Origin of the sequence: Paracoccus sanguinis (assembly GCF_900106665.1) — a bacterium.
Classification (GTDB): domain Bacteria; phylum Pseudomonadota; class Alphaproteobacteria; order Rhodobacterales; family Rhodobacteraceae; genus Paracoccus; species Paracoccus panacisoli.
This window is the reverse complement of record NZ_FNNA01000002.1, coordinates 256393-281477: the sequence shown is the minus strand read 5'-3', so window position 1 is coordinate 281477 and position 25085 is coordinate 256393. Positions and strand designations below refer to the sequence as shown.

22 protein-coding genes, 1 tRNA gene and 1 other RNA gene are annotated in these 25085 nt (G+C 72.2%); 14 read left to right on the top strand and 10 right to left on the bottom strand.

The genetic code is table 11. The features are described from left to right. Positions 1–114: 114 nt before the first annotated feature. The 3 genes from BLW17_RS18520 to BLW17_RS07830 form a co-directional block, all read right to left on the bottom strand. A complete protein-coding gene (locus tag BLW17_RS18520) occupies positions 115–2421 on the bottom strand; it encodes a capsular polysaccharide biosynthesis protein (RefSeq protein WP_036735145.1) in 2307 nt (768 codons plus the stop codon). After that, positions 2411–3565 carry a polysaccharide biosynthesis/export family protein gene (locus BLW17_RS07835; RefSeq protein WP_414811502.1) on the bottom strand — a complete coding sequence of 385 codons (1155 nt, stop codon included), beginning with the start codon at positions 3563–3565 and terminating at the stop codon, positions 2411–2413. Before BLW17_RS07835 ends, BLW17_RS18520 begins: the two co-directional genes overlap by 11 nt. A 114-nt stretch (positions 3566–3679) precedes the next feature. After that, positions 3680–5074 (bottom strand): capsule biosynthesis protein, encoded by a 1395-nt coding sequence (locus tag BLW17_RS07830; RefSeq protein WP_083388347.1) that lies wholly within the window; start codon positions 5072–5074, stop codon positions 3680–3682. Between the two features lie 280 nt (positions 5075–5354). Here BLW17_RS07830 and BLW17_RS07825 point away from each other — a divergent pair, with 280 nt between their 5' ends. The 6 genes from BLW17_RS07825 (at position 5355) to BLW17_RS07800 (ending at position 10060) form a co-directional block, all read left to right on the top strand. Then, the gene (locus tag BLW17_RS07825; protein ID WP_036704248.1) at positions 5355–5948 is read left to right on the top strand and encodes a riboflavin synthase; all 594 of its coding nucleotides are present in this window, start codon (positions 5355–5357) and stop codon (positions 5946–5948) included. A gap of 224 nt (positions 5949–6172) precedes the next feature. After that, the gene (ribB, locus tag BLW17_RS07820; RefSeq protein ID WP_036735928.1) at positions 6173–7294 is read left to right on the top strand and encodes a 3,4-dihydroxy-2-butanone-4-phosphate synthase; all 1122 of its coding nucleotides are present in this window, start codon (positions 6173–6175) and stop codon (positions 7292–7294) included. Continuing rightward, positions 7294–7863 carry a 6,7-dimethyl-8-ribityllumazine synthase gene (locus BLW17_RS07815; RefSeq protein WP_036735927.1) on the top strand — a complete coding sequence of 190 codons (570 nt, stop codon included), beginning with the start codon at positions 7294–7296 and terminating at the stop codon, positions 7861–7863. Before ribB ends, BLW17_RS07815 begins: the two co-directional genes overlap by 1 nt. Beyond that, positions 7860–8330: a transcription antitermination factor NusB gene (gene nusB / locus BLW17_RS07810; protein WP_036704242.1), complete on the top strand. Its 471-nt coding sequence runs from the start codon at positions 7860–7862 to the stop codon at positions 8328–8330. Before BLW17_RS07815 ends, nusB begins: the two co-directional genes overlap by 4 nt. 118 nt (positions 8331–8448) lie before the next feature. Then, the gene (locus BLW17_RS07805) at positions 8449–8763 is read left to right on the top strand and encodes a hypothetical protein (RefSeq protein WP_036704240.1); all 315 of its coding nucleotides are present in this window, start codon (positions 8449–8451) and stop codon (positions 8761–8763) included. 343 nt (positions 8764–9106) lie between these two features. Further along, on the top strand, positions 9107–10060 hold the full coding sequence (locus BLW17_RS07800) for a DUF481 domain-containing protein (protein ID WP_036735924.1): 954 nt from the start codon (positions 9107–9109) through the stop codon (positions 10058–10060). 120 nt (positions 10061–10180) lie between these two features. Here BLW17_RS07800 and ssrS read toward each other — a convergent pair. Next, positions 10181–10339: non-coding RNA, 6S RNA (ssrS, locus tag BLW17_RS07795), on the bottom strand. Positions 10340–10448: 109 nt separating this feature from the next. Here ssrS and BLW17_RS07790 point away from each other — a divergent pair. Then, entirely contained in the window at positions 10449–10925 is a 477-nt protein-coding gene (locus BLW17_RS07790; RefSeq protein ID WP_036735921.1) for an MmcB family DNA repair protein, read from the top strand. Positions 10926–10929: 4 nt separating this feature from the next. Here the strand turns inward: BLW17_RS07790 and BLW17_RS07785 are convergent, their stop codons facing one another. Further along, a complete protein-coding gene (locus tag BLW17_RS07785; protein ID WP_036708899.1) occupies positions 10930–11160 on the bottom strand; it encodes a DUF6324 family protein in 231 nt (76 codons plus the stop codon). A 151-nt stretch (positions 11161–11311) separates the two neighbouring features. Here BLW17_RS07785 and BLW17_RS07780 point away from each other — a divergent pair. After that, a tRNA-His gene (locus BLW17_RS07780) sits at positions 11312–11388 on the top strand. 19 nt (positions 11389–11407) lie between these two features. Here BLW17_RS07780 and BLW17_RS07775 read toward each other — a convergent pair. Beyond that, positions 11408–12919 carry a phospholipase D-like domain-containing protein gene (locus BLW17_RS07775; RefSeq protein ID WP_036735918.1) on the bottom strand — a complete coding sequence of 504 codons (1512 nt, stop codon included), beginning with the start codon at positions 12917–12919 and terminating at the stop codon, positions 11408–11410. Positions 12920–13039: 120 nt separating this feature from the next. Between BLW17_RS07775 and aroQ the strand changes: the two genes are divergently transcribed. The 5 genes from aroQ to BLW17_RS07750 all read left to right on the top strand — a co-directional run bounded on the left by aroQ (position 13040) and on the right by BLW17_RS07750 (position 17016). Continuing rightward, complete coding sequence (aroQ, locus tag BLW17_RS07770; protein ID WP_036735916.1) at positions 13040–13483, top strand: type II 3-dehydroquinate dehydratase; 444 nt, start codon at positions 13040–13042, stop codon at positions 13481–13483. After that, positions 13483–14244 (top strand): LamB/YcsF family protein, encoded by a 762-nt coding sequence (locus tag BLW17_RS07765; protein ID WP_414811509.1) that lies wholly within the window; start codon positions 13483–13485, stop codon positions 14242–14244. Before aroQ ends, BLW17_RS07765 begins: the two co-directional genes overlap by 1 nt. Before the next feature lie 7 nt (positions 14245–14251). Continuing rightward, positions 14252–14947, top strand: a complete 696-nt coding sequence (locus BLW17_RS07760; RefSeq protein WP_074826398.1) for a 5-oxoprolinase subunit B family protein — start codon at positions 14252–14254, stop codon at positions 14945–14947. Then, positions 14940–15911 carry a 5-oxoprolinase subunit C family protein gene (locus BLW17_RS07755; protein ID WP_036736820.1) on the top strand — a complete coding sequence of 324 codons (972 nt, stop codon included), beginning with the start codon at positions 14940–14942 and terminating at the stop codon, positions 15909–15911. Before BLW17_RS07760 ends, BLW17_RS07755 begins: the two co-directional genes overlap by 8 nt. Positions 15912–16005: 94 nt before the next feature. Further along, on the top strand, positions 16006–17016 hold the full coding sequence (locus BLW17_RS07750) for an NAD-dependent epimerase/dehydratase family protein (protein WP_036736816.1): 1011 nt from the start codon (positions 16006–16008) through the stop codon (positions 17014–17016). A 19-nt stretch (positions 17017–17035) separates the two neighbouring features. Here the strand turns inward: BLW17_RS07750 and BLW17_RS07745 are convergent, their stop codons facing one another. Both BLW17_RS07745 and BLW17_RS07740 read right to left on the bottom strand, forming a co-directional pair. Continuing rightward, a complete protein-coding gene (locus BLW17_RS07745) occupies positions 17036–18751 on the bottom strand; it encodes a hypothetical protein (protein ID WP_074826395.1) in 1716 nt (571 codons plus the stop codon). Continuing rightward, on the bottom strand, positions 18748–19764 hold the full coding sequence (locus tag BLW17_RS07740; RefSeq protein ID WP_074826392.1) for an alpha/beta hydrolase family protein: 1017 nt from the start codon (positions 19762–19764) through the stop codon (positions 18748–18750). The genes BLW17_RS07745 and BLW17_RS07740 overlap by 4 nt, the downstream gene beginning before the upstream one ends. A 376-nt stretch (positions 19765–20140) precedes the next feature. Between BLW17_RS07740 and BLW17_RS18300 the strand changes: the two genes are divergently transcribed. Next, a complete protein-coding gene (locus BLW17_RS18300) occupies positions 20141–22132 on the top strand; it encodes a calcium-binding protein (RefSeq protein WP_052176624.1) in 1992 nt (663 codons plus the stop codon). On the opposite strand, the gene BLW17_RS07730 is transcribed toward BLW17_RS18300, so the two are convergent. Continuing rightward, the gene (locus BLW17_RS07730) at positions 22129–24171 is read right to left on the bottom strand and encodes a glycosyltransferase family 2 protein (protein ID WP_052176625.1); all 2043 of its coding nucleotides are present in this window, start codon (positions 24169–24171) and stop codon (positions 22129–22131) included. The two genes, BLW17_RS18300 and BLW17_RS07730, sit on opposite strands and share 4 nt — an antisense overlap. Continuing rightward, positions 24171–25067, bottom strand: a complete 897-nt coding sequence (locus BLW17_RS07725; protein WP_052176626.1) for a glycosyltransferase family 2 protein — start codon at positions 25065–25067, stop codon at positions 24171–24173. The genes BLW17_RS07730 and BLW17_RS07725 overlap by 1 nt, the downstream gene beginning before the upstream one ends. Between the last annotated feature and the right edge of the window lie 18 nt (positions 25068–25085).

The window sequence follows — 25085 nt, the reverse complement described above, 5'->3', positions numbered from 1 at the left end:
GGCGGTTTTAACTGCGGATTCACCCGTCGCGGGCAGTCTCGGGCCATGACGCGATTCGCAGGGATAGGGTGGCTGGTCCGGGTCTGGCGCTGGGTGGCGGTGGTGGCCGCGCGGTTAGCGCCAGAGCCAGCTGTGCCCGGCCAGCGCCCCCTGCAGCTTGGCGAGCAACCGCAGCCGCCGGCCCTGCGGGGCCAAGGCGTCATCGGCCAGCCGGTCCAGCGCGACCTCGACCGGGCAGGGCAGGCCGCTGACCGGATCGCGGTAGCGCGGGTAGGCGATCAGTGCCGCGTGGACGAGCGTCCGCAGATCGACCCGCGCCCGCCGCCGCGCGGGCACCGGGCCGAGATCGCAGGTCAGCCCCCACCCGGCGTAGAATGGCGCGCCGAGGGTGGTAACCGGCTTGCCGCGCAGCAGCGCCTCGAACCCGAGGGTCGAGGTGATGGTCCAGACCGCATCCACCGCGTCGATCAGCTCCGCTGCCGGCGCATGGGCCGCGGTCACGTCGGCCAGCCCGGCGAGGTCCGCCGCGCCGATGGCGCCGGGGCGCAGCCCGGCCTCGACATCCGGGTGCGGTTTCCAGACGATCAGCGCCTGCGGGTTCTCCGCTCGGACGCGGCGCAGCAGCGAGAGGTTGGTGCGCTCGGCCCCCGCGCCCAGCCGGATCGAGGCGTCGTCCTCGACCTGCCCCGGCACGAGGATGCGCAGGCGCCCGTCGCGGGGCAGCGCGGGCAGGGCGCCTGCGAGGTTGTACTTGGTGACCCCCGCCGCCCTCAGCAGGTCGATCAGCGCCGCGGCGCGCGCCGCCCTGCCCGGCGGCAGCGGGGCCGCGATCAACCGCTCGAGCCGGCTTTCGCGGGTCGGGTCGTAGTAGATCCCGAGGTCGTCGGCGACCAGCGACAGCGGCGGCACGAGGGCCGCGCCGAGGCCGCGCGACCGCAGGAAGCCGTCCTCGACGCGAGCGAGTGCCGCGCGGGAGCTGGGTGGGGCTGACGGGGTACCGGCTGGCGCAGCGCCGGTGCTGGTAGCGCGGGGATGGGAGACCTGTTGGATGGCCGGGGCGGTGACGGGTTCGCCCGGCTCGAGAAGCGGGACCGGGGGGTGCAGCTGATGGTCCGCGGTCCCCACCGTGTGCGGCACCCGCCGCGATTTTGGGCCGGGTGGATGTGGGGGACCGGCCTCAACCGCCCGCCTCGCCGACGCCTGCTCCGCCGCCCGTGGCACGTGGCGCGATGGCGGGCTCGCAGGTTGCCCGTCCCTCGCCACCTCATCCGCCCGGTTGGCCCAGACCAGCGTCACCTTGTCCGACGGCCGGCGAGTGAAGCGCACGCCCGCGCCCTCGCCGAACATCGCTGCGATGGCGGGGCGCTTCCAGAGCCGCATCCCGTAGGCCAGATGCCCGTCGCGGTCGAAGGCATAGGCGCGCGCCTCGGCCTCGATCTGCCGCAGCGCCCCCTCGAAATCCGTCAGTCGGTCGCGGCAGGGGTCGTACCAGACCGGCGCGAGCAGGTGGCTCGCGGCAAAGAGCGCCTCGACCGTCGTGCGGCCCCTGCGGCGGGGCAGCGGCGTCTCGTCGTCGCTCAGCCCCCAGCCGGCGTAGAAGGGCTGCCCGAAGAGCCGCGGGCGGTGACCGGCCAGCAGCGCCTCGTAGCCCATCTGCGAACTGACGGCGTAGACGGCGCGGGCGTTGGCGACCAGCGCCCACGGCGACACGGGGCTCGCGTCGAGCGTCTCGCCTAGGCGCAGGTCGGCCGGGCCAAGGTGGCCGGGACGGTGACCCGCCGCCGTCTCGGGGTGGCTGCGCACCACGATCCGGGCGCCGGGATGCTCGTCCCGCGCCGCGGTGAGCATCCGCAGGAAGGTCTCGCGCCCCGCCCTCCCCAGCGAGGCATCGCCGCGCGTCTGGTCGACCACGAGGACATAGCCCGGCGCCGGTGCGGGCACGTCCGGGCGGTGGGCGTTGTACTTGGAAAGCCCCGCCGCGCGCAGGCGGGCGAGGGCCTCGGCGGCCTCGGCCGCGCGCGCCGCGGCCTCGGGCGAGGCGGCGAGCGTCTCGATCCGCGAGGGGGTGGCGGGGTCGAAATGCAGCCCCTCGGGGTCGATCAGCAGCCCGATGGGGCCGCGCCGCCCGATCCGCGAGCGGTCGCGGCCGGGCAGGACCGAGCGCAGGAACGCATCCTCGACCGTGACCACCGGCGCGCCCGTTCGCGCCGCGAGCGCCCGTCCGCGCCAGGCGGTCGGGCTTGCCCCCCACACCCCCACGGCGTCGCCGGGGCCGGGGCCGCCCACGGCCAGTTGCCAGCCCGCGAGCGCGAGGATGCGGCGGACGCGGGGGCCGGTGAAGAACCCCGCGTTCAGAACGAAGAGACGCCGCGGCCGGGGGGCCGCGGCGTCGTCAGGGTCCGGTTCCGGCTCAGTTGGCAAGCGATTCCAGCGACCGCGCGCTGCCCGCCGCGCCGGTGATGGCGCCGAGGGTCTTCTGCCATTGCACATAGGGCGCCTCGGTCACATAGACCGTGTCGCCGTCGCGGATCATGAAGTCGCGGGCAAGGAACAGCCCGTTCGGCCGCGTCAGGTCGAGCACATAGGCCATCCGCTGGTCGCCGTAGACGTCCTGGCCCAGCACCCGGCGGGCGACCGACATCGGCTCGTCGCGCAGGATGAAGACGCCGGTCGGGTCGGCGAGGTTGGTGCTGAGGCCGCCGACCATGGCGATCGCCTCCATCGCGCTGATCTCTTCCGACCCGAGCGGCACCTTGGTCTGGCCGCCCAGCGCGCCCATCGCGGTGAAGCTGCGCTGGTCCTCTTCGACGAGGATCACGTCGCCGGGGCGCAGCGCCACGTCGTAGCGCGGGTTGGCGTAAAGGTCGCGCAGCCAAACCTTGCCGGTGTTGCGGCCGCGCTTCACGGTGACGACCGCCACCTCGGCGTCGATGGTGACGCCGCCGGCGCGCGCCAGCATGGCCGAGAGGGTGCGGGTCGGCCGCTCGATCGGGAACACCCCCTGACCGCCGACCTTGCCCATCACCGACACGGTCGCGCCGTCACCCGCCACGCGGGTCACGGTCACCTGCGGGTCCGGCGTCTGCTGCTCGAGCCGCGAGGTGATGATCTGGCGCAGACGGTCGGGCGAGTTCCCCGCCGCCTTCACCCGCCCGGCGTAGGGCACGAAGATATAGCCGGCGCTGTCCACCTGCAGCTGCTGCAGGTTGGTGTTCGACTGCCCGAGCGAGGCGAGCAGCCCGTCATCGACGTTTTCCCAGATCGTCAGCCCGAGCACGTCGCCCGGCCGGATCTCGTCGGCACCGACCGAGGCGGCCGAGGTGAAGTCCGACCCGAAGCCATAGGCCGGGGTGAAGTTCGCCGCCCGCGCCACGTGGTCGTTGACGTAGATGATGTGGGTGTTGCCGCCGCGTTCGACGGCGCCCTGGAAGATCTCGTTCTTGTTGGGGCCCGAGCGCGGCAGCCCGCAGCCCGCCAGCAGCGCCACCGAGACGAGCGCGGTGGCCAGCACGGTCAGGCGCCTGCGGGGCGCGCCGGCTCGAGGGGTAAAGCTCAGGTCAACCACGAAAACGTCTCCTGTCCACATGGGCGGCATGGCGCCGCCTCGTCGTTGCCGGCGACACTATCGCGTCGCGGAGGTCAATTCCATCCGCCTCTGCCGTCCGGCCGGGGCGGGTCATCATTCATCAGCCATCTGTTGCCGGTTCGCCGCGCGGCCGCTTTCCAGCGCCGCATACGGGTCGTCGGGGTCGAGCATCATGTCCACCACCAGCCGCAGGGCGTGGGCGCGCGAGAGCGCCGCGTAGAACCCCCCCGGCACCTGGCAGGTGTCCATCAGGTAGTTGCGGTAGTGCTTGTAGAGCCGCCGGTCGGGCGGGTCGGGATGGCGCAGGAAATCCTCGAGCGGCTGGTCCGAGACGAGGCCCGGCTTGCAGTAGACGGCCCGCCCCATCGCCTTGACCGGCAGGCCGCGCCACAGCGCCTGCTGGGCGGCGGTCGAGTTGATCGTGACCACAGCCCGGGCCTGCGACAGCAGCCCGGCGAGCTTGCCGCCCTGCACGAGGTGCACGCGGTGGGCGATCCCGAGCTTGCCCGCCTGCTCGCGGATCACCTGGTCGAGGGCCGCGCGCCCATCCTCGAGCGGGTGGGACTTGAAGACGATGTGGTGATGGCCGGGCGCGGCGCGGGCAAAGGCGGTCAGCACCTCGGCGGTGAACTCGGCCATGCGGCGATAGGGCGAGTGGGCGAGAAAACTCGAATCATGCTCGAGCTGCATCAGCACCAGCGCATAGGGAAAGCCGCGCGACTGGATGCGCCGCGCCTGCACCCGGCGGCGCAGCGCGTGGACGGGCGAGAGCAGCAGCCGGCGCAGGTTCAGCCGGAACTCGCGCCCCAGCGGCACCTCGCGGTGCGAGGCGAAGCCGGGATAGCGGCGGTTCGCGGTCAGCACGAGGAAATGATAGAGTGCGCCATAGAACTTGTGCTCGCGCATATCGCCCCAATGCGCGGGCGGGCGGTTCACGTCGTCGCCGAAGTCGCGCTGCGCCGCGATCATGCGGTCGAGCCCGATCTGCATCAGCGCCGAGTGGCCGTTCGAGCCGCCGCGTTCGTAGCTGATCCAGTAGGGGCGCAGATAACCCTCTTCGAAGACGTGCAGGACGAGGCCGCGATCGGCCGCCGCCGCCCGCGCGGCGGCGTGGATCGGGCGCACGTCGCCGTAAAGCACGATGTCGGTCACCCCGAGCCGGTCGATCAGCGCGTCGAGATGCGCCGGCCAGTCTTCGGGGCTGTCGCGGTGGGGGATGTAATGGTCGTGGTCGCGCCAGAAGAACGCGTCCCCGGCGTTGAACCCCACGCGCCACACCTGCGCCCCGCTGTCGCGGAGCAGCCGTCCGAGTCGGTCGAAGAACGGCCCGTGCGGGCCTTGCAGCAGCAGGAACACCCGCTGGTCCGCGGGCTGAGCCGCCACGGGGGCGGGGGTCGGGGCCGCGGGTGCCGGCTCGACCCCGGGGCGCGGGGCGGGGGCGCGGGCAGGGTCGGCCCCCGCGCGCGGCGCGATGAAGCTGGCGGTCATGCGCGCAACCAGGAAAAGCGGCGTGAAACAGAAACTCGAATCGTCATGCCCCCGCGGGCCGAAAGAGGCGCGTCGTGCCCCCAAGGATCATGCCGCAGGGCGGGACGGGTCAAGGTGACGTTTTGCACAATTGGACTGAACCGCCCCCGCCGCAGCCGGCGTCCGGCGGCTCAGGGTCCGGCACGGCGCCCGCGGCCCCTTGTCTCCGGCCCCCTCCGACCCCATCGTCTGGACGCCCCGTGCCGTTGCGGGCGCGCGGGGTGCGAGCGAGGACTGCGTCATGTTTACCGGAATCATCACCGACATCGGCCGCGTCGTGGACGCCGAGGCCCGCGGCGACCTGCGTGCGCGCATCGCCACGACCTATGATCTGTCCACCGTCGACCTCGGGGCCTCGATCGCCTGCGACGGCGTCTGCCTGACCGTCGTGGACAAGGGCCCCGACTGGTTCGCGGTCGATGTGTCGGCCGAAACACTCGACAAGACCAACATCGGCGCCCAAGGCTGGACCCCGGACCAGCGCCTGAACCTCGAGCGGGCGCTGCGGGTCGGGGACGAACTCGGCGGGCACATCGTCTCGGGTCACGTCGACGGGGTGGCGCGGATCGTCGCCGCCCGCCCCGAGGGTGACAGCCTGCGCCTGACGCTCGAGGCGCCGGCGCATCTGGCGCGCTTCATCGCCCCGAAAGGCTCGGTGGCGCTGAACGGTACCTCGCTCACGGTGAACGAGGTCGAGGGCAACCGCTTCGGCGTCAACCTGATCCCGCACACCCAGGCGGTCACGACCTGGGGCGGGGTGCGCGAGGGCGATCTGGTGAACCTCGAGATCGACACGCTGGCGCGCTATGTCGCGCGGCTGGCCGAGGCGGGCTGATCCTGCCCGCGCCGCGCGGGTGGCGGGCGTTGCCGGGTATCTGGGGCCGAGAGAAGCGGGCGCGGCCGCGCCGCAGCGCCCTTCCGTTGCGTCAACGGCGCGTCGGGGCGGTCCGCGCCGGTCTGGCGTCACGGCCTTTCCCCCGGCGCGCCCTTTCACCCGCCTTGTTCCTGCGCTAAGTCGCGCGGATGCAGCACGCCCCACCAACGGCCGCGGACAGAGCCATGCAGTATGAACAGCCCGGACCCGTCGAGCGGGACTGGTCCGATGCCATCTCGGGCATCGAGGAGATCATCGAGGACGCCCGCAACGGCCGGATGTTCGTGCTGGTCGATCACGAGGACCGCGAGAACGAGGGCGACCTCGTCATCCCCGCGCAGATGGCGACGCCGGACGCGATCAACTTCATGGCCACCCACGGCCGCGGGCTGATCTGCCTTGCGCTGCCCGCCGCGCGGATCGACGCGCTGGGGCTGCCGCTGATGAGCCCCAAGAACTCCTCGCGCCACGAGACGGCCTTCACGCTGTCGATCGAGGCGCGCGAGGGGGTGACGACCGGCATCTCGGCCCATGACCGGGCGCGCACCGTCTCGGTCGCCATCGACCCGACCAAGGGCGCGGCCGACATCGCCACCCCGGGCCACGTCTTTCCGCTGCGCGCCCGCGACGGCGGCGTGCTGGTCCGCGCCGGCCACACCGAGGCCGCCGTGGATATCGCTCGCCTCGCCGGGCTGAACCCCGCGGGCGTCATCTGCGAGATCATGCGCGACGACGGCAGCATGGCGCGGCTGCCCGACCTCGTGGCCTTCGCCCAGAAGCACGGGCTGAAGATCGGCACCATCAGCGACCTGATCGCCTATCGTCGCCGCCACGACAATCTGATCGCCGAGCGTGACCAGCGCACCGTCACCGCCCATGGCGGCGAGTGGACCATGCGTGTCTTCGCCGACGAGACCCAAGGCGCCGAGCACATCGTGCTGAGCATGGGCGACCTGACCGCCCCCGGCCCGGTGCTGGTGCGGATGCACGCGCTCGACCCCCTGCACGACGTGCTGGGCGTGAGCCGCGAGCGGGCCGGCGACCTGCCCGCCGCGATGCGGCTGATCGCCGCCGAGGGGCGCGGCGTGGTGGTGCTGCTGCGCGACCTCTCGCCGCTCTTGCCGCGGCCGGGCGAGGCCTCGCCGCACACGCTGCGCCAGTACGGGCTCGGGGCGCAGATCCTCTCGGCGCTGGGGCTGTCGGACCTGGTGCTGCTCACCAACTCGGCGCCGCTGAAGGTCGTGGGGCTCGATGCCTACGGTCTGACGATCCAGTCCACCCGCCCGATTCCGCAGGACCCAAGCTGATGGCCGCGCTGACCGAACATTCCACCCTGCCGCTACCGCGGTTCGATGCGCCGGTGCGGCTGCTGATCGTCGTGGCGCCCTATTACCGCGCCATCGCCGACGCCCTCATCGCCGGGGCGCGCCGCACCGCCGAGGCGGCGGGCGCCAGCGTCGATCTGGTCGAGGTGCCCGGCGCGCTCGAGATCCCGGCCGCCGTGGCCATGGCCGGGCGGCTGGCGAACTACGACGGTTTCGTGGCTCTCGGCTGCGTGATCCGCGGCGAGACGACGCATTACGACACGGTCTGCAACGACAGCTCGCGCGGGCTGACGCTGCTCGGCCTGCAGGGGCTCTGCCTCGGCAACGGCATCCTGACCGTCGAGACGATGGAGCAGGCAGTGGTCCGCGCCGACCCCGAGGGGCAGGACAAGGGCGGCGGGGCGGCCGCCGCGGCGCTGCACCTTATCGCGCTGAAACGCCGCTGGGCGGGCGCGGGACGCGCCGGCGCACCGGGGCGCGACGACCGGCCGGACGTTATCCGGCTGGCCGAGGCGCTCGACGGCGTGTCGGACGCGGAGGGCCGGGCATGAGCCGGCCGAGCGGGGCCGAGCGCCGGGCGCTCAGCGGCGCGGCGCGGCTTTACGCCGTGCAGGCGCTGTTCCAGATGGAGGCCGCGGACCAGTCCGCCGACCGCGTCGCGCGCGAGTTCCGCGACTGGCGGATCGCCACCGAGTACGAAGAGGGCACCACGCCCGAGGCCGACGAGACGCTGTTCGCGGCGATCCTCGACGCGGTGGTCGAGCGGCAGGCGCGGATCGACCAGATGACCGACCGGGCGCTGGTGGCGAAATGGCCGATCGCGCGCATCGACCCGGTGCTGCGGGCGCTGTTTCGGGCCGCGGGGGCCGAGCTGGTCACCGGCCTGACCCCGCCGCGGGTGGTGATCTCGGAATACGTGGCCATCGCCGACGCCTTCTTCCCCGACGGGCGCGAGATCCGCTTCGTCAACGCGGTGCTCGACCAGATGGCCCGCGAGGCGCAGCCGGACACGTTCTGACGCGGGCAGGGGGCGCGACACCCCCGCGCCTTGGCCCGCGCCTGCCCCGCGCCTTGCGTTGCCGGGTGACAGCGCCGCGGGCGGGGTATAGGCTGGGCTTCAGCCAAGGAGTCGCGCCATGCCCGAACTCGTGCATCTCTACATCCGCAACATCCTGCTCGGCGGGGTGCTTGCGCTGGTCTTCACCGTCGCGCTGGTGGCGCTGGACGTCGCCGGGCTGCGGCACCTGACGCTCGAGACCTCGGGTGGCTGGCTCGCCCTGGTGATGCTGGTCGTGTTCAACACCATCCTCTTCGCGGGCGTGCAGTTCGGCATCGCGGTCATGCGCATGGCCGAGCCCGAGGACGGCCCGCGCGGCGGCACCCGCGCCCCGGTCGTGCGGGGCGAGCCGGTGCGCGTCAGCGCCACGGCCGGCGGTCGCGCGCACCGCTGAGCTACGGCCGCGGGGCGGCGACGGCCGGCTCCGGTACGTCCCTTCCGGGTTGTGTGGGTTTTGCAACAGTTTTGCGCGGCCCCGCCGTTTGCGGCTCGCAATCGTGAGCAGAGCGTGAGCCGGCCACTCCCTTTCCGCGTCATGATTTCTTCAACCATTGCAAGGCTCAAGCGAGCCATGAGATTGTTGCCGTAGCTTGGGCGCGTCGGTTTCCTCACCCGACATCACGTTACCGTGAACGCCACCCGGTCCCGCGCGAAGGTTCAATCCCCCGGCCCGCGTCCCTACCTCACTCTCACAAGCGGTCGCACCGGCGACCCTGACTTTGGAATGAGAGGATGACATGACCAAGTTTGCCCTGTTCACCAGCGCCTCCGCCCTTGCCGTGATGCTGGGCGCCCCGGCCTTCGCGCAGACGGAAATCTCGACCGGCGCCAACGTCGCTGGCGTGACCCAGGTCGATGACCGCATCACCGACGTCGAGGATGCCGTCCGTGACGACTTCGCCCGGTCGAACGACCCGGCCCGCTTCGGCCCGGCCGACCGCCGCACCGGCACCTTCGGTTCGGTCGCGCTGACCTACGCCGGCCGCACCGGCAACACCGAGAACCAGGACTTCAACCTCGCTGGCCGCCTGTCGCACAACCAGGGCCCGTTCCAGCAGTCGGTCGGCATCCTGCTCGAGTACAGTGAAGATGACAACGGCGAGACCGACACCGAGAAGACCTCGGTCATCTACGACGGCAACTACTACTTCAACGACCAGTTCTACGCCTTCGCGCTCGGCCGCGTGACCACCGACGGTCTCGCCGACGACTACGACGACCTGAACCTGGCCGACGACGACGATCTCGCGACCTACCGCGACATGGACCGCCGTCTGAAGCGTGATGCGTTCCTGGGCTTCGGTCCCGGCTACCGCATCATCAACAACGACACGACCGCGTGGCGTGTGCAGGCTGGTGTGGGCATCCGATACACTCAGACCGTCAACACCGTGAACGACGACGACACCCTCCGTCCGCGCACCTCGGACAACCTGGATTCGAACACCGGGACCGGCTACATCGTGTCGTCGCGCTTCTACCACAAGTTCAACGACCAGATGTTCCTGACCAACGACACGGACTATCTGACCTCGGAAGACTCGCCCGCGACGGCGACCAACGAGCTGGGTCTGAACTTCAAGATGTCGGATGCCTTCTCGACCCGCGTGTCCTACAAGACCGAGTACGTCGAGGATCGTGCGATCCGCACCGACAACACCCTGGGTGTGTCGCTGGTGTACGGCTTCTGATCGGCTTCCCTCTGATCGAAGCTCTCTGGGGAAGGGGCGGCCGCGAGGCTGCCCCTTTTTCCATGCGCAGGCGGCATGTGCCGCGTGGCGCTTGGGACAAGATGAGGTGGGGGAAGGGTGGCGGGAACCGCAGCAACCGTGCCGGCACAGGTTTTCCCGAAAGCCTGGAGTACCAGGTGGGCGCCGGGTAACGTGACCAGGGCCACGCCAGAGCCAGCTCCCATCGAGAAATTATAGGCCAGTGGAAAAAATGGCCGATCACGAGAAGAGCAGAAACCCGCCAAGGGGATAGCTAGGGATAGGCGCGGGGTTCCGCAAGCCCGACCGCATGCGGCCGTGCCGCGGCGGCGCGCTTGCAGGATGTTTCCGGTTCGTTCATGCTTGGGGGATGAAGGACGCGCCCGATCCCGCCCCGATCCCCGACCTGCCGCCGATGCCCGGTCAGCGGCTGGCGCGCGGCGTCGCGCGGATGCTCGTCGGCATGGGCCACGCGCCGCTCTGCGAGTTCGTGCCCGCGGGCGGGCTGCGGGTGGACGTGATCTCGGTCGCGCCCTCGGGCGAGATCTGGGTCATCGAGTGCAAGAGCTGCCGCGCCGACTTTGCCGCCGACCGCAAGTGGCAGGGCTATCTCGACTGGTGCGACCGCTTCTTCTGGGCCACCGACTGCGACTTTCCGACCGAGCTTCTGCCCGACGGCTCGGGGCTGATCGTCGCGGATGCCTATGGCGCCGAGATGACCCGGATGGCGCCCGAGGATCGGCTGGCGCCCGCGCGCCGGGCGCGCATCCTGCGCGACATCGCCCGGGTCGCGGCCTGCCGGCTCATCCGCAGCACCGACCCCGACGCCTTCGCCGAGATCGGCTGAGTGCTCAGCGGCGGGCGGGGGGCTTGCCCTTGCGGCCCGCGCCCTTGCCGGCGCCGATCTCGCGCGCGGCCTCGACCGCGGCGAGCAGTTCCTCGGCGATCTCGGCCGCCTCGTCCGGCTCGAAGTCGAGCGGCAGGTCGATGCCGTCGCCCTCCACATAGATGCGGACCATGCCGAGGTCGGTCGGCCCGATCTGAAGGTTGGCGGCCAGGTCGCTTTCGCTGTTGATGCCCATCGCGGCGATCCCTTCTCAGTGGCGCATCTGTGGCGCGGTTGCCTTCGGTCTAGCGGCGCGGGCCCGCCCTCACAAGCCGCAGGGTTCGGTGGCAGGATGCGCCACGAAGCCCTTGCATCGCCGCGCGCGGGGGGCTATCCCGTCGCCCTGTGCCGCCTTAGCTCAGTTGGTCAGAGCGCTGGATTGTGGATCCAGAGGTCCCCCGTTCAAGCCGGGGAGGCGGTACCATCCCCCCTTCTTCTCATGTTCACGCGCTGTCGCCGTCCCGCCGTTGGCCGGCGCGCCGCCAGAGCACGATCCCCGCGACGGCGGCGGGCCCCAGCGCCAGCCCCACGTGGCGGCCGTTGATCCCCAGCCGCGCCTCGGCGCTGCGCCGATAGCGCGGGTCGAAGAACCGCGTCCGCGACAGGAAGGCGCCGAGCACGCCGGGATCACGCGGCTCGATGGGCCGCAGCCGCCCCTCGGTGTTCAGGGCCTCGAGCGCGGAGATCATGCCGCCCGCGGCGTGGACCTCAGTCGGGGAGCGGCCCAGCAGCTCGGCCAGCCGCTCGTCGCGGATCGCGGAGATGCGGGCGCGCTCGGCTTCGGTGGTCGCCAGCAGCGCCACGTCGGCCTCGGTATCGAAACCCATCGAGCGGCGATCGAGGTTGGACGAGCCCACCTTGAGCAGCCGGTCGTCGGCGATCAGCAGCTTGGCGTGGACATAGACCGCCTCACCCCCCGCGTTGACGGGATAGAGCAGGCGGAAGCGCCCGTGCCGGTCCACCGCCTGCAGCTTGCGCATCAACATGCTGCGGGTGACGTGCATCGCGGCGTCCTCGACCGCGTTCTGGGCCGCGTCGGGGTTGATGACCACCACCTCGGGGCCGTCCGGCTCGGCCAGCCGGTCGGCGATGGCGGCGGCGATGCCGTCGGCGGCGAAATACTGCGATTCGAGATAGATCGTCCTCTCCGCCGCCCGGATCGCGTCGAGGTGCAGCTGCTCGATCTCGGTCACGATGGGCGTGTCGTGCTCGGGCGGCTGGGTGCGGGCGATGGCGACCTCGGCCCCCTCGAAATCCGGGGTGACGCCGGGGGGCCACAGCGCCTCGGCGTCGGCGCCCCGGGCGGTCTCGTTCATCGGCCCGTCGTCGGCCCGGTCCCACCGGGCGCGCGCGAGTTCGCCCAGTGCGACCGCCGCGGGGCCGGTCATCACCGCCGACATGTCGTGCCACGGCTGGGCGATCTCGCCCGAGCGCAGCTGGCGGCGCGGGTCGCCCGCCTCATGCTCGGGCGTGTCCCAGCGCCCGGCGGTCACGTCGATCCCGCCGCAGAACGCCAGCGCGTCGTCGATCACCACGATCTTCTGGTGGTGGCAGGCCCCGATGGGGTGGCGCCCGTCGAAGGCGAGGTGGATGTTCTCGGGCGACAGGATCCAGGTCCGCAGCGCCGGCAGCAGCCGTCCCGGCGCGATCAGCGCCCCGCCGCTCCACTTCAGCAGGTAGATGTCGAGGTTCGGCCGCCGCTCGACCAGCGCCTCGAGGAAGGGGCCCACGGCATTCGGCAGCCCGTCCGGGGCGTTCCCGTCCGCGTCGCTCTCGCCCGGCAGCATCTCGAGCTCGAAGTCGAAGTCCCAGCCGATCATCACCGCCATCTCGCGCGCTTCGCTCAGCGCGTGGCGCAGGGCGCGGAAATAGTCGTTCCCGTCCACGATCAGCGCGAAGCGGTCGGCGCGGGCGGTCTGCCAGCAGTTGCGGTCGGGGGAGAATTGGAAATCCATGCAGAACCATCCGGGTGGGGTCGGGTTCAACCCCCGCACCCGCGCCCGGTTCCGGGCTGGCCGAGGGGGTTGACCCGCCCCGGCCCGTTGCGCCCTATGGGCTGCGAAAGGCAGGCCCTGATGCGCAAGATTGTCGAGATCCTGAACGGACCCAACCTGAACCTGCTGGGCCAGCGCCAGCCCGAGATCTACGGCCACGAGACGCTTGCCGACGTCGAGGCCGCCTGCACCGCGCTCGCCACCGAACTGGGCCTCGCGGCGCGCTTCCGGCAGTCGAACCACGAGGGCGCGCTGATCGACTGGATCCACGCCGCGCGCGAGGATGCCGCGGGGATCGTCATCAACCCGGCCGCCTTCACCCACACTTCGGTCGCCATCCTCGACGCGCTCAAGGCCTTTGACGGGCCGGTGATCGAGGTCCACATCTCGAACGTCCACCAGCGCGAGGCCTTTCGCCACCACTCCTACGTCAGCCTGCGGGCCGATGGCGTGATCGCGGGCTGCGGGACGCAGGGCTATCTGCTGGCGCTGCGTCGGGTGGCGCAGCTGGTCGGGGGGGCATGATGCGCATCGACCTCAACTCGGACCTGGGCGAGAGCTTCGGCCCCTGGGCCATGGGCGACGACCCGGCGATGCTGGACATCGTGACCAGCGCCAACGTCGCCGCCGGCGGCCATGCGAGCGACCCCGAGACGATGTTCCGCACCCTTGGCCTCGCCGCCGCGCGCGGCGTGGTGGTGGGGGCGCACCCCGGCTATCCCGACCGCGAGGGGTTCGGCCGCCGGGTGATCCCGATGCCGCCGGCCGAGATCGGGCGCATGGTCGCGGCCCAGGTCGGGGCGCTGTCGGCGCTGGCGCAGATGGCCGGGACGGCGGTGCGCTATGTCAAGCCGCACGGCGCGCTGGGCAACCTCGCCGCCGCCGATGCCGAGGTGGCCCGCGCCATCGCCGCGGCCGTGGGCGCGCTCGCGCCGCGCCTCGCGCTGCTCGCCATCTCGGGCACGGCGCTGGAACACGCGGCCCGCGCCGCGGGGGTCGAGGTCTTCTCGGAGATCTTCGCCGACCGCGCCTATCTGGCGGACGGCCAGCTCGTCCCCCGCAGCCGCCCCGGCGCGGTGCTGCACGACCCCGACGCCATCGCCGACCGGCTGGTGCGGTTCCTCGAAAACCGCGAGATGCCGGTGCTCGACGGGGGCACGGTGCGGCTCGATGCGCATTCGATCTGCGTCCACGGCGACACGCCGGGCGCCGTCGCCATCGCCCGGGCGGTGCGCGACCGGCTGACCGGCGCGGGCGTGACGCTCGCCCCGTTCTTGACCGCCTGACGCCGCCATGGGGTTCCCGCGCTACGTTCCGGTCGCCGACCACGCGCTGCTGATCGAGTTCGGGGCCGAGATCGATGACGCGGTGACCGACCGCGTCCACGCGCTGGACCGGGCGCTCGCCGCGGACCCGCCGCCGGGCCTGCGCGAGGCGGTGCCGGCCTTCGTCAGCCTGCTCGTCGATTTCGACCCGCTCGAAACCGACCACGCCGCAGTGGCCCGCGCCGTCGAGGCCGCGCTCGCCCGCCCCGCCCCCGCGGCCCAGGCCCCCGCGACCCACGTGGTCGAGGTCTGCTACGACGGCGATCTGGCCCCTGACCTGCCCGAGGTGGCGGCAAGGACCGGGCTTGCACCCGAGGCGGTCATCGCCGCCCATCTGGGCGGGCGCTACCGGGTGGGCATGTTCGGCTTCGCCCCCGGCTACGCCTATCTGTCGGGCACGCCCGAGGCGATCCGCCTGCCGCGCAAGGCCGCCCCGGTGCGCGGCGTGCCGACCGGCAGCGTCATCATCGCCGGCGCCCAGTGCATCGTCACCACGCTGACCATGCCCGCCGGCTGGTGGCGCATCGGCCGCTCGCCCACGCGGATCCTGCTGGACGACCCGGCGCGGCCGTTCCTCTTCGACGCGGGCGACCTGATCGAGATGCGCCGCATCGACCGCGCGACCTATGACCGGCGGATGGCCGAGGGGGGCGCGGATGGCTGAGGCCCGCTTCCGCATCGCCTTTGCCGGCCCCCATGTCGCGGTGCAGGACGGCGGCCGGCCGGGGCTGATGCGCTTCGGCGTCACCCGCTCGGGGCCGATGGACCGGCTGGCCCATGCCGCCGCCAACCGGGCGCTGGGCCGCCCGGCCGACGCGCCTGCGGTCGAGGTCTCGCTCGGCGGCCTGACCCTCGACTGCCTTGCCGGAGCGGTGACCGTGGCCGTCGCCGGCGGCGGGTTCGTCGTCGCCCATGATGGGCGGCGGCATGGGTCGTGGGTGGTGCTGCGGCTGTCCGCGGGCGAGCGGTTGCAGGTCCGCCCCGGCCACTGGGGCAGCTGGTGCTATCTCGCCTTCGCCGGGACGCTGGCCCACGCGAGCTGGCTGGGAAGTGCCGCGACCCACACCATGTCCGGCCGCGGCGGCGGGCTGCTCTCCACCGGGGGCGAGCTGGTGGTCACCGACCCCGATCCGGCCGCCGCCCCCCACGGCCCGCTGCGCTGCCCGGTCTTTGCCCGACCGCTGGCCCGCGCCGCCGTGGTGCCCGGCCCGCAGGACCATGAGTTCCTGCCCGACGCGCTGCCGACGCTGCTCGGGGCCGAGTGGAGGGTCTCGTCGGCCTATGACCGGATGGGGATGCGGCTCGAGGGGCCGCCGCTGGCACTGGGCGATGCGCTCTCGATCCCGTCGCAGGCGATCGTTGCGGGGTCGCTGCAGGTCTCGGGCGACGGGGTGCCGACGCTGCTGATGCGCGACCACCAGACGACCGGCGGCTATCCCAAGATCGCCACCGTGCTCGGCTGCGACCTCGATCGGGTGGCGCAGCTGCGCCCGCGCGACACGCTGCGCCTCGCGGCCGTGACCCCCGACGAGGCGATCCGCCGCGCCCGCGCCGCCGCCAGCCTGCGCAGCGCGTGGCTCGACCGGCTGGGGGCCGAGGATCGGGCCGGCACCGGCGCCGACCGCTGAACGCGGGAAAAATCGCCCCGCGCCCGGGCCCGCCCCTTGCCCAATCGTCCGTCCCGGCCCATCACCGGAACCGCCCCTGATCGGAGTTCACCCGTTGCAGACCGTTCTCGTCACCGGCGCCGCCGGGTTCATCGGCTTTCACCTCTCGCGCCTGCTGCTGGCCGAGGGGGTCCGCGTCGTCGGGCTGGACAGCCACAACGACTATTACGACCCCGCGCTCAAGGCCGCGCGCGAGGCGCAGTTGATCGCGCGGCCCGGCTACGAGGCCGTGCGCGGAAAGGTCGAGACGCCCGGCCTGCTGGCCGACCTGATGGCCCGGACGAAGCCCGAGATCGTCGTCCACCTCGCCGCGCAGGCCGGGGTGCGTTACTCGATCGAGAACCCGCGCGCCTATGTCGAGGCGAACCTCGACGGCAGCTTCGAGCTGCTCGAGGCCGCCCGCGCCCACCCGCCGCGCCACCTGCTGATGGCCTCGACCAGCTCGGTCTACGGCGCCAACACCGAGATGCCCTACCGCGAGACCGACAAGGTCGACACCCAGATGTCGTTCTACGCGGCGACCAAGAAGGCCAACGAGGCGATGGCCCACAGCTACGCCCATCTCTTCGGCCTGCCGGTGACGATGTTCCGGTTCTTCACCGTCTATGGCCCGTGGGGGCGGCCCGACATGGCGCCCTATCTGTTCACCAGCGCGATCCTCGCAGGGCGGCCGATCCGGGTCTTCAACCACGGCGAGATGCGGCGCGACTTCACCTATGTCGCGGACCTCGTGCAGGGCATCCGGCTGCTGATGGACGCGGTGCCGCCTGCGCCCGGGGGCGAGGCGCCCGCCGAGGGCGACAGCCTCTCGCCCGTCGCGCCGTTCCGCGTGGTCAACATTGGCAACGGCGACAGCGTCCCGCTGATGGACTTCATCGCCGCCATCGAGCGCGCGGCCGGGCGCGAGGCGGTGATGGACTTCCAGCCGATGCAGCCGGGCGACGTCCCCGCCACCTGGGCCGACAACAGCCTGCTGCGCCGCCTGACCGGCTACGCCCCCCGCACCTCGGTCGAGGACGGGGTGCGCGACTACGTGGCATGGTTCCGCGGATATTACGGCGGGTGAGGCGGAGAAGCGACTGCCCTCACTCAGGTTTGGCCGCCGCGTCGGCGACCCCGTGCCGCATCGCCCGGCGCAGCAGGTCGCCGTCGATTCCCAGCTCGTCGCGATGCCGGGCCGCCGCTTCCATGAGCGAGGCATAGGGGCTGGGCGAGGCGGCGAGGATCGCGTCCACCGCGGCCTCCCACCCGTGGATCAGAAGCTGGCGCGCGCCATGGTAGTGGATGACCCGGGTGCTGTCCGAGGCCATGCGCGTCGTGCAGTTCCAGTCCGGCGAGAGCCAGCGCACCAGCGGCGCCTCGCGCCGGGCGAGCGCTGCGGGGATCGAGATCGTGTCGAGCCACGGCCGCTTGTTGGGCACATTGTCCGCGGCGTCGATCCGCCGAGCGCTGTCGTGCCAGAGCCGCCCGAAATCCCCGGCCCCGGCGCGGCGGTCGAACATCACCAGCCCGGCGTTGAACACCGGATAGGACGACTGCCCGCCGAGCAGCCGGACCTGCCTGTCCGGCGGCGGCTGGTCCACCGCGGCATACATCGCGGCCCAGTCCTCGGGCCGGCTGCTCCAGCCGTTCACGGTGTCGATGCAGGCCGACATCATGCCGGGCACCGCCTCGTCGAGAAACCGCGACGGGCGGACGAGGATCATGTCGGTGTCCATGAACAGCGCCCAGCCGGGCGCCGTCACGGTCGCGGCGGCGATCAGCTTGTTGCCGGCCGGATAGCCGTCGGCAAAGTCATTGTGCAGCGGCTCGATGGACACGCCGTTGACGGTGAGGAAGGCGCGCGACTCCGGGTGCAGCCCGTCGATCCGGTCGTCGCGGCAGAAACCGGTCAGCCGCATCCGGTCGCGCCCGTTGACGATGAGCGAGGCGACCAGCAGATGCGCCTGGAACTCGAGCGGTCCGGGCTCGACCATGAAGAACACGGTCAGCGGGGGCGTCTCGGGGGGAGGCGCCGTCGCGGTAGCGGGGGCGGGTGCGCGACCCGGGGTAGGGGGTTGGGGGTCAGGCGCTTTGGCCATCGTCGCGGGCCGCGGGACGCGGCGCAGGGCGTCGGGGTTGGCGCCGAAGTCGCGCAGCAGCGTCGTCACGATCTCGGCTGGGTCGGTGCCCGGCTCGACGGCCCGCAGCCGGATCGCGGCACCCGGCAGCGCTGCGGCGAGTGCCGCGGCGATCCCCTCGGAGCTTGCCGCCGCGGGGTCGAACCCGGCCGTGAAGCGGTCCAGGTCAAGCTCGAGCTGCCCATCGCCCGCCCCCTCGGCATGAAGCGCGGCCATGAGACCCGCGCCTGCCGGCGCACTCAGGATCAGCGTTATCCGCGACGGCTCGATCCCGGCCAGCAGCGCCGGCAGGATCTCGGCGGCGCGGGGGTAGAGCGGTCCCGGGGCGGACCCAGGCGGCCGCAGGTAGGGCTGATACCCCAGCGCCTGATCATGACTCAGGACGACGCTGTGCGCCCCCGCCGCAGCGGCTTTTTCCATCACCTCGGCATTGATCCGTGCCACATCGGCCGCCAGCGCCGCGCGGCGCGCCTGCGGCCGGTCATCCTCGATCGACCAAAGCAGCCGCCGCTGTGCCTTGAGCATCTCGGGGAAGCCGAGATTGGCGATGGTCACCCCGGCCTTCGCCAGCCGTCCGCCGTTCCCGGCTAGCGTGCCGGCCAGCCAGCCGCCCGTCACATCGACCAGCGGGACATGCAGGACGAGGCGCGGGAGGCGCTGGGGCAGAGGGGTTTCGATCATCGGGCCCCACCCCCATCCCCCAGCTTCGCCAGCGCCACAGCCTTCGCCTCGGTGGCGAAGCGGTAGCGGTCGATCTCGAGCAGGCGGTCGGCCACGGCGATCACCTCGCGCGGGGTGCGGCGGCGGGCGACCTCGGACATGAACTGGCGCGACCATTTGCGCACCGTGCGGCGCGCGCGCATCGCCTGCCAGAACGCCGCGCCGACCGGCCGCCCTGCCGCGACGTCGGCCAGTAGCGGCGGCAGCGCGCCGCATTTCAGCACCACCCGCACCGCCTCGTGCGTGGCGTGGGCCACGCGCAGCCGCTCGGTCGCCGGTCCCGCCAGCCGGTCGGCGTGCAGCCGGTCCTCGGGCACAAGCGGGTCATAAAGCAGCACCAGCCGCGCCAGCCCTGGCGCCGCCTCGGCCGCGTCGAGGAACCGCGGCGTGGTCCAGTCGCTGTTCTTCACCGCCCAGCCGAAGCGCGCCTCGAAGGGCACGATCGCCCGGTTCATCGTCGATTGCGGCGACAGCGCGATCACCGCCGACCCCGGCACCAGCGAGGCGAGGTTGATCGCCCCGAACCCGCCCATCGACGCGCCGAGGAAGATCACCCGCTCGAATCCCGCAAAGAACCCCTGCGCGGCCAGCCCCTCGATCAGCGGGGCCGCGTCGGGGTTGCGGAACCAGTCCTTGGCCATCGACTGGACGCCAAGCACCGAATAGCCGAGCGGCAGCAGCCGGTGGGCGAGCCAGGCGGGGCGGGGCAACGGCTCCTCGACCGTGGCGAGGTTGTCGAGCGACACGACGAGGACCTCTCCGCCGGGCTGGTACCACAGCGCCGCGCGCAGGGCGACGACGCGGAAGGCGCGGTCGGGCCGCGCCTCGGCCAGCGTCACGAGCGGCGGCAGCGCGAGGGCCTGCGGCCCGTCGGCCGCGGGCAGCTCGGCTTCGGCGTCCGCCGCGTCCGGGCGGGGGGCGGGCTCGTCGGGTCCGGGGACCGGGGCAGGAGGCTCGGGAGGGGCGGCGGGCACGGCGGGTCGGGCTTTCGGGTGGTCTGTCCAGCCGTGCCTAGCAACATCGGCCTGGTCTTGCCAGTCCGGGGCGGCACGGCGGGTGAGGGCCAAGCGGCGCGCAGATCGTGCTGGCGCTGGCCACGTCAGCGGGGGACCCAGAGCGCCCTGCCGCGCCTGCCACGACCATGGGCCTCCCGCCCGCCGCGCTGGCTCGCCCGAGGCCGCGCCGGTCGCATCGCCCTGCGGGGCGCGCGTTGCTCGAGCGCGCAACACCACCGAACGGTGCGTCCCCCTTGCGCAACACCGCGCCGCGGCCCCTATTGTCCGGGGCGGACACCCGCGCCGCGTCGGCGGGCCACATCCCGCCGGCGCCGCCTTTCGGCAAGGACAGCACATGATCGACTGGAATTCGCAGACCGCCGACTACGCCATCGTGGCGCTCGAGAACTCGCGCACCGGCGGCACCGAGGTGGCCGAGGGCCGCCCCGCCTTCCGCGCCGACCAGTTCATCGGGATGCGCTCCGAGGCCGAGATCGGCAAGTATCTCGACGCGACCGCCGCCTATCTGCCGCTGGCCAACAGCTTCCGCATGCAGGTCAACGCCAAGTCGCTGCACCCCGACGTCCCCGGCTCGGACATGGTGGCGGCGGCGCTGAGGGCGGTCGCGGCGCGCGGCTACGGCATCATCCTCGTCTACACCGACCCGGTGTTTCACGGCGACCGGCCCAAGGACGACGCCTATTGGGCCGCCAACGTCAGCGTCCTCGACGGCCGCCCGATCGAGCTGGACGGCGAGGTCGTCTCGCGCCGCAACCGCCGGGCGCTCTACAGCTGGGGGGCGGCGTCGCCCGAATACGACCCGGTCGATTACCTGCGCGACGGCTGGGGGGCGGTGCTCGACTGGCTGGACGCCAACCCCGAGGTCAAGGCGCAGGTGCGCGGCTACGAGCTGGTGAACGAGCCCGGGCGCGTCTACACCGACGCAAACAATCCGACCGAGATGCGCGCCTATGCCGAGGCGATGGTCGAGGTCTGGGGTGCGCACAAGAACCGCTGGACCACCGGCGCCTCGTCCGCCCCCGCCCGCATCCTCGTCGACATCGCGGGCGGCGGCTCGGGGCGGGTGGGGGCGCTCGACCGCGTGGCGCCGGGGCGGGCCGAGAGCGCGCTCGACCTGATCCGGGGGCGCATCGGCGCGCCGCTGGTCTGGTCGGTCCACACCTTCACCGACACCTCGCTCGAGGAGTTCCGCAGCCCCGACAGCCACACCGGGCTGGTCAAGCTTGCCGGCGACGACATCCTGATCACCGAGACGCAGTTCGACGGCGACTTCCAGCTCATGGGGGCGGACAGCGGCCCGCTGCGCGACCTCGCCACCCGATACGGGGTCGCAGGCCGGCCGGGCGTGGCGCTCGAGCCCGCGGATTTCTATGCGAACGGCCGCGCGCGCCTCGCCCCTTGGATGGGGTGGGAGCTGCTGGACCCGATCCTCGGCAGCCGCAATTACTGGGGCGCGCGCGAAAAGCCGTGGTACGGCGCGGCGGGCATCGGCAGCGGCTTCTGGACCCCCGTCGGGTTCGACGCCTCGATGTTCGTGGGCTACTCGGGCAAGAACGTCGAGATCGCCCGCGACATCACCGCCTTCGCCAACCTGATGTGGAGCGCGGGTGATCCGCCGCGGGTCGCGCCGCTGCCCGAGGGGACGGGGTGCGGGGCGGTGGACGTCTGCATCGCCGACGCCGAGGCGATGGTCGCGCGCCGCCCGCATCTCGCCCCGCGGATCGGCGCGGGCTCGGACGGGCCGGACGTGATCGCCGGGGTGGACAGCCCCGAAACCGAGGGCGGGCGGCGCTACTTCCGCCAGGGCGGGAAGGAGCAGTTCGCCGGCCAGACCCGCGAGGACGCCGACTTCCCCTCGAACGGCGACATGGCCTATGGGCGCGGCGGCGACGACCGCATCACGCTCGCAGGCGGCGATGACTTCGGCTTCGGCGGGCCGGGCGCAGACCAGATCGACGGCGGCTCCGGCCACGACGTGCTGCTGGGCGGGGATGGCGACGACAGCATCGGGGGCGGCGAGGGCGACGACGTGGTCGAGGGCGGGGCGGGCAACGACACGCTGTCGGGCGGCCCGGGGGTGAACCTGATCAAGGGCGACGCGGGCGACGACGTGATGATCGCGGGGCCGGGGGTGGACTGGTTCTATCTCGACGCCGCGGGCGACGGGCAGGACACCATCCAGGGCTTCACGTGGGGCACCGACCGGCTGGTGGTGGCCGACCCCTTCACCGGCGACGACAAGCGTCGGGTCGAGACGTTGAACACCTCAGCCCCGCTGACCGAGCACGCTTACGCGCCCGGCGGCACCGTGGTCTTCGTCCCCTAGAACAGGGTGGCGAAACGTTCGGGCAGGCGGTAGAGGCCCCGCGACTTCACCGGGCCGAAGAACCAGTTCCCGGTCGAGGCCGCCTGCTGCCGCCCCGCCTGCATCCGCTCGACCACCTCGGGAAACTCGGCCTGCTCGGCCTCGGGGGTCATGGCGCGCAGCCGCTCGAACCCGGCGGTGCCCTGCGCCCAGGTGCTGGACGAGGCGCCCGCCGGGGTGCCGGTCTTGCCGGCGATGAACGCCTGCCGGTCCTTGAGCCGCGCGGTCGAGATCGCGTCGTCCATGTAGCGCAGGTGAAACAGCCAGAGTTGCGGGTCGAGCCGCACATCGGCGATGTTGGACCCGTGCCCGCCGACCGAGAACTTGATCCGGCGCCGGATCAGACACGGCTTGGCGTAGTTCGAGTTGATGCGGAAGTTGCGCCGCACCGACAGGATCGGCCGGTCCGCGGTGATCGGCTCGGGCTCGGTCGCGGGCGTGTGGACGATCTCGACCGCGAAGGGCGAGATCACCGGCGCCGCCAGCCCGCGCGCGAACAGCCCGTCGAGATAGGCGGTCAGGTTGAGCCCGGTCGCGGGATCCGGCGCCACCAGCTCGTCCACGTCGTTGCAGAGCACCCAGTTGTAATAGAGCGTGAGGCCGCTGGCGAAGTCCGACAGCGCCGCCCAGCGCCGCCGGTCGAACCCCGAGAGGTCGTCGCCGCGCGGCAGCGGCACGATGTTCGTCCCCGCCGCGATCCGGTCGATCCCGGCATCCTCGCCATGCCGCAGGACATAGAGGTTCTCGCGCCCCGCGAGCGGCGCGTAGTAATCGACCCAGCGCTGCAGAAAGACATGGTCGCCGCGGACCATGGTGACACAGGCGAGCCGGGCGCGTGACGGGTCGGGGGATTGTCGCCGCGGGGCGCGCGCGGGGACCGGCGACGCAGCGGGCGGCACCACGGTCGCGGTGTCCACCGTCTGGCCCTCCGCCGCCGGCGCGGTGATCTGCTTCGGTTCTGGTGCGCTTTCGGGCGCCGCGTCCGCGACCCCCTCAGGTTCCCGCGCCGCAGCGGCCTCAACCGCGCCCTCGCCGTCCTGCGACGCGACCGGCGCCCCCGGTGCCGCCTCGGTCCCGCGCGTCTCGGCCCGTTCCAGCGGCGCGATCCCCGGCGGCAGCGCCGCGCCGAAGATCCAGCGGACCCGGCGCACGCCGACGGTCTGCGCCAGAAGCTGGTCGGGCAGCGTGCCCAGCCCCGCGTCCTTCAGCACCTCGCGCTTGCGGTAATGCAGGATCGTCGCCCGGTCCTCGGGCAGCGGCTTGCCGCGCAGGATGCCGCCGATCGAGTAGTTGTAGCGCTCGTCGAGCAGCGCCCATTGCATTCCCGCCCGCAGCATCGCGATCGGCATCGACATCTGGTCCAGATACGGCCGCTTGTTCTCGACGTCCTCCAGCGCGTCGATGCGCTGCGCCGTCTCCATCCAGACCTCGGCGAAGCGGCGGCGGTCGGGGCTGCGGTGGCGCTCGTCGATGACCAGCAGGCCGGCGTTGAAATAGGGCGCGACCTCCTCGCGCTGGTCGCGGGTCATGGTGATGCGCTCTTCGGGAACCTCCATCCCGAAGGCGCCGTAGAGCCGCGGCCAGATCGACTGGTCCGACCAGCGCATCGAGGTCGAGGGCACCACCCCCACCGCGCCCGCGCGCACCAGCTCCTCGACCCCGCAGGGCGCGATCACCAGCATGTCGCTGTCCAGAAACGCCGCGTAATCGGTGTCCTTGGGGTCGAGCGCGGCGAGGATTTTGTTGCCGTGCGGATAGGGCGGATCGAACCGCCCCTCGGTCTCGATCGGCCGGATCTCGCAGTTGAGCCGCCGCAGCACCTCGACGGCGGCGGCGTCCATCTCGCCCCAGCGCGGCGCCGGGCAATAGCCGATCAGCCGCACCTCGGGCGGCATGTGCACCCGGATCGAGGCCGCCAGATGGCAGGCCATGTAGAGATAGCCCGGCGGCTCGACGACGAAAAACAGCGTCAGGCTCGGCGACTGGCTTGGCGCGCCCATCAGAACACCCCGTTGAAGCGTTCGGGTAGCCGCCAGGTCCCGCCCGGCCGCCCGCCGCCCATCAGCGTGAAGGGCGGGCGCAGGATCGGCGTCTCGACCATGGCGCGGCGGAACTCGGGGTGGTCGATCGTCTCGCCCTGCGGGCGCGTGGCGGCAAGCGCCCGGAACGTTCCCTCGACCGAGTTCCAGCCCCAGTTGCCCTTCGTCATCGCCGCCTGCTCCTCAGGCGTCCTACCCTCGAGCCTGCGCGCGAGGCTCTTGCGGAACCGTCCCATCGAGTAGTCCCAGTCGATGAAGCGCAAATGGAAGTTGTAAAGGTTCGGGTCGAGCGTGATCTCGGCGTGGTTGGCGCCGTGGCCGCCGGCCTTGAACTCGGTCGGGCGCGAGATCAGGCAGGGCTTCGCGTAGTTCGAGTTCAGCCGATAGCAGCGCCGCGGCCCGACGATGGGCTCGCCGGGGACGAGCGGCTCGGGCTCGATCTCGGGGATGTGCACCATCTCGACGGCAAAGCAGGTCAGCGCCGGCGGCACCCGCCGCCGCGCGGTGATCTCGGCCAGATACCCCGGCAGATCGTCGCCCGCCGCGGGGTCGAGGACGACGAACTCGTCCACGTCGTTGACCGCCACCCAGTCGAAGAACTGCGTCAGCGCCGAGCCGTGCAGCGACAGGATCTGCCAGCGCCGCTGGTTCACAGATTTCCGCAGCGCGTCATAGGGCAGGCGGATGACGTTGCAGCCCGCCGCGATGCGCGCCACGTCGGCGTTGCCGCCGTGGTTCAGGACATAGATGTGCTCGTCCGGCAGCCAGCGCCGCCAATGCGCGATCCAGCGCTCGAGAAAGAAATCCTCCTCATGGACCATGGTCAGGGCGGCCAGGGGGGCCTTGGGTCCGCTCATCGCGCCACAGTCCTCGTT

Excerpts from the sequence above, each read along its gene's own strand:
- BLW17_RS07830 (WP_083388347.1), bottom strand. The coding sequence starts at position 5,074 with ATGACCGCCAGCTTCATCGCGCCGCGCGCGGGGGCCGACCCTGCCCGC.
- BLW17_RS07825 (WP_036704248.1), top strand. The coding sequence starts at position 5,355 with ATGTTTACCGGAATCATCACCGACATCGGCCGCGTCGTGGACGCCGAG.
- ribB (WP_036735928.1), top strand. The coding sequence starts at position 6,173 with ATGCAGTATGAACAGCCCGGACCCGTCGAGCGGGACTGGTCCGATGCC.
- BLW17_RS07815 (WP_036735927.1), top strand. The coding sequence starts at position 7,294 with ATGGCCGCGCTGACCGAACATTCCACCCTGCCGCTACCGCGGTTCGAT.
- nusB (WP_036704242.1), top strand. The coding sequence starts at position 7,860 with ATGAGCCGGCCGAGCGGGGCCGAGCGCCGGGCGCTCAGCGGCGCGGCG.
- BLW17_RS07805 (WP_036704240.1), top strand. The coding sequence starts at position 8,449 with ATGCCCGAACTCGTGCATCTCTACATCCGCAACATCCTGCTCGGCGGG.
- BLW17_RS07800 (WP_036735924.1), top strand. The coding sequence starts at position 9,107 with ATGACCAAGTTTGCCCTGTTCACCAGCGCCTCCGCCCTTGCCGTGATG.
- BLW17_RS07790 (WP_036735921.1), top strand. The coding sequence starts at position 10,449 with ATGAAGGACGCGCCCGATCCCGCCCCGATCCCCGACCTGCCGCCGATG.
- BLW17_RS07785 (WP_036708899.1), bottom strand. The coding sequence starts at position 11,160 with ATGGGCATCAACAGCGAAAGCGACCTGGCCGCCAACCTTCAGATCGGG.
- BLW17_RS07775 (WP_036735918.1), bottom strand. The coding sequence starts at position 12,919 with ATGGATTTCCAATTCTCCCCCGACCGCAACTGCTGGCAGACCGCCCGC.
- aroQ (WP_036735916.1), top strand. The coding sequence starts at position 13,040 with ATGCGCAAGATTGTCGAGATCCTGAACGGACCCAACCTGAACCTGCTG.
- BLW17_RS07765 (WP_414811509.1), top strand. The coding sequence starts at position 13,483 with ATGCGCATCGACCTCAACTCGGACCTGGGCGAGAGCTTCGGCCCCTGG.
- BLW17_RS07760 (WP_074826398.1), top strand. The coding sequence starts at position 14,252 with ATGGGGTTCCCGCGCTACGTTCCGGTCGCCGACCACGCGCTGCTGATC.
- BLW17_RS07755 (WP_036736820.1), top strand. The coding sequence starts at position 14,940 with ATGGCTGAGGCCCGCTTCCGCATCGCCTTTGCCGGCCCCCATGTCGCG.
- BLW17_RS07745 (WP_074826395.1), bottom strand. The coding sequence starts at position 18,751 with ATGATCGAAACCCCTCTGCCCCAGCGCCTCCCGCGCCTCGTCCTGCAT.
- BLW17_RS18300 (WP_052176624.1), top strand. The coding sequence starts at position 20,141 with ATGATCGACTGGAATTCGCAGACCGCCGACTACGCCATCGTGGCGCTC.
- BLW17_RS07730 (WP_052176625.1), bottom strand. The coding sequence starts at position 24,171 with ATGGGCGCGCCAAGCCAGTCGCCGAGCCTGACGCTGTTTTTCGTCGTC.
- BLW17_RS07725 (WP_052176626.1), bottom strand. The coding sequence starts at position 25,067 with ATGAGCGGACCCAAGGCCCCCCTGGCCGCCCTGACCATGGTCCATGAG.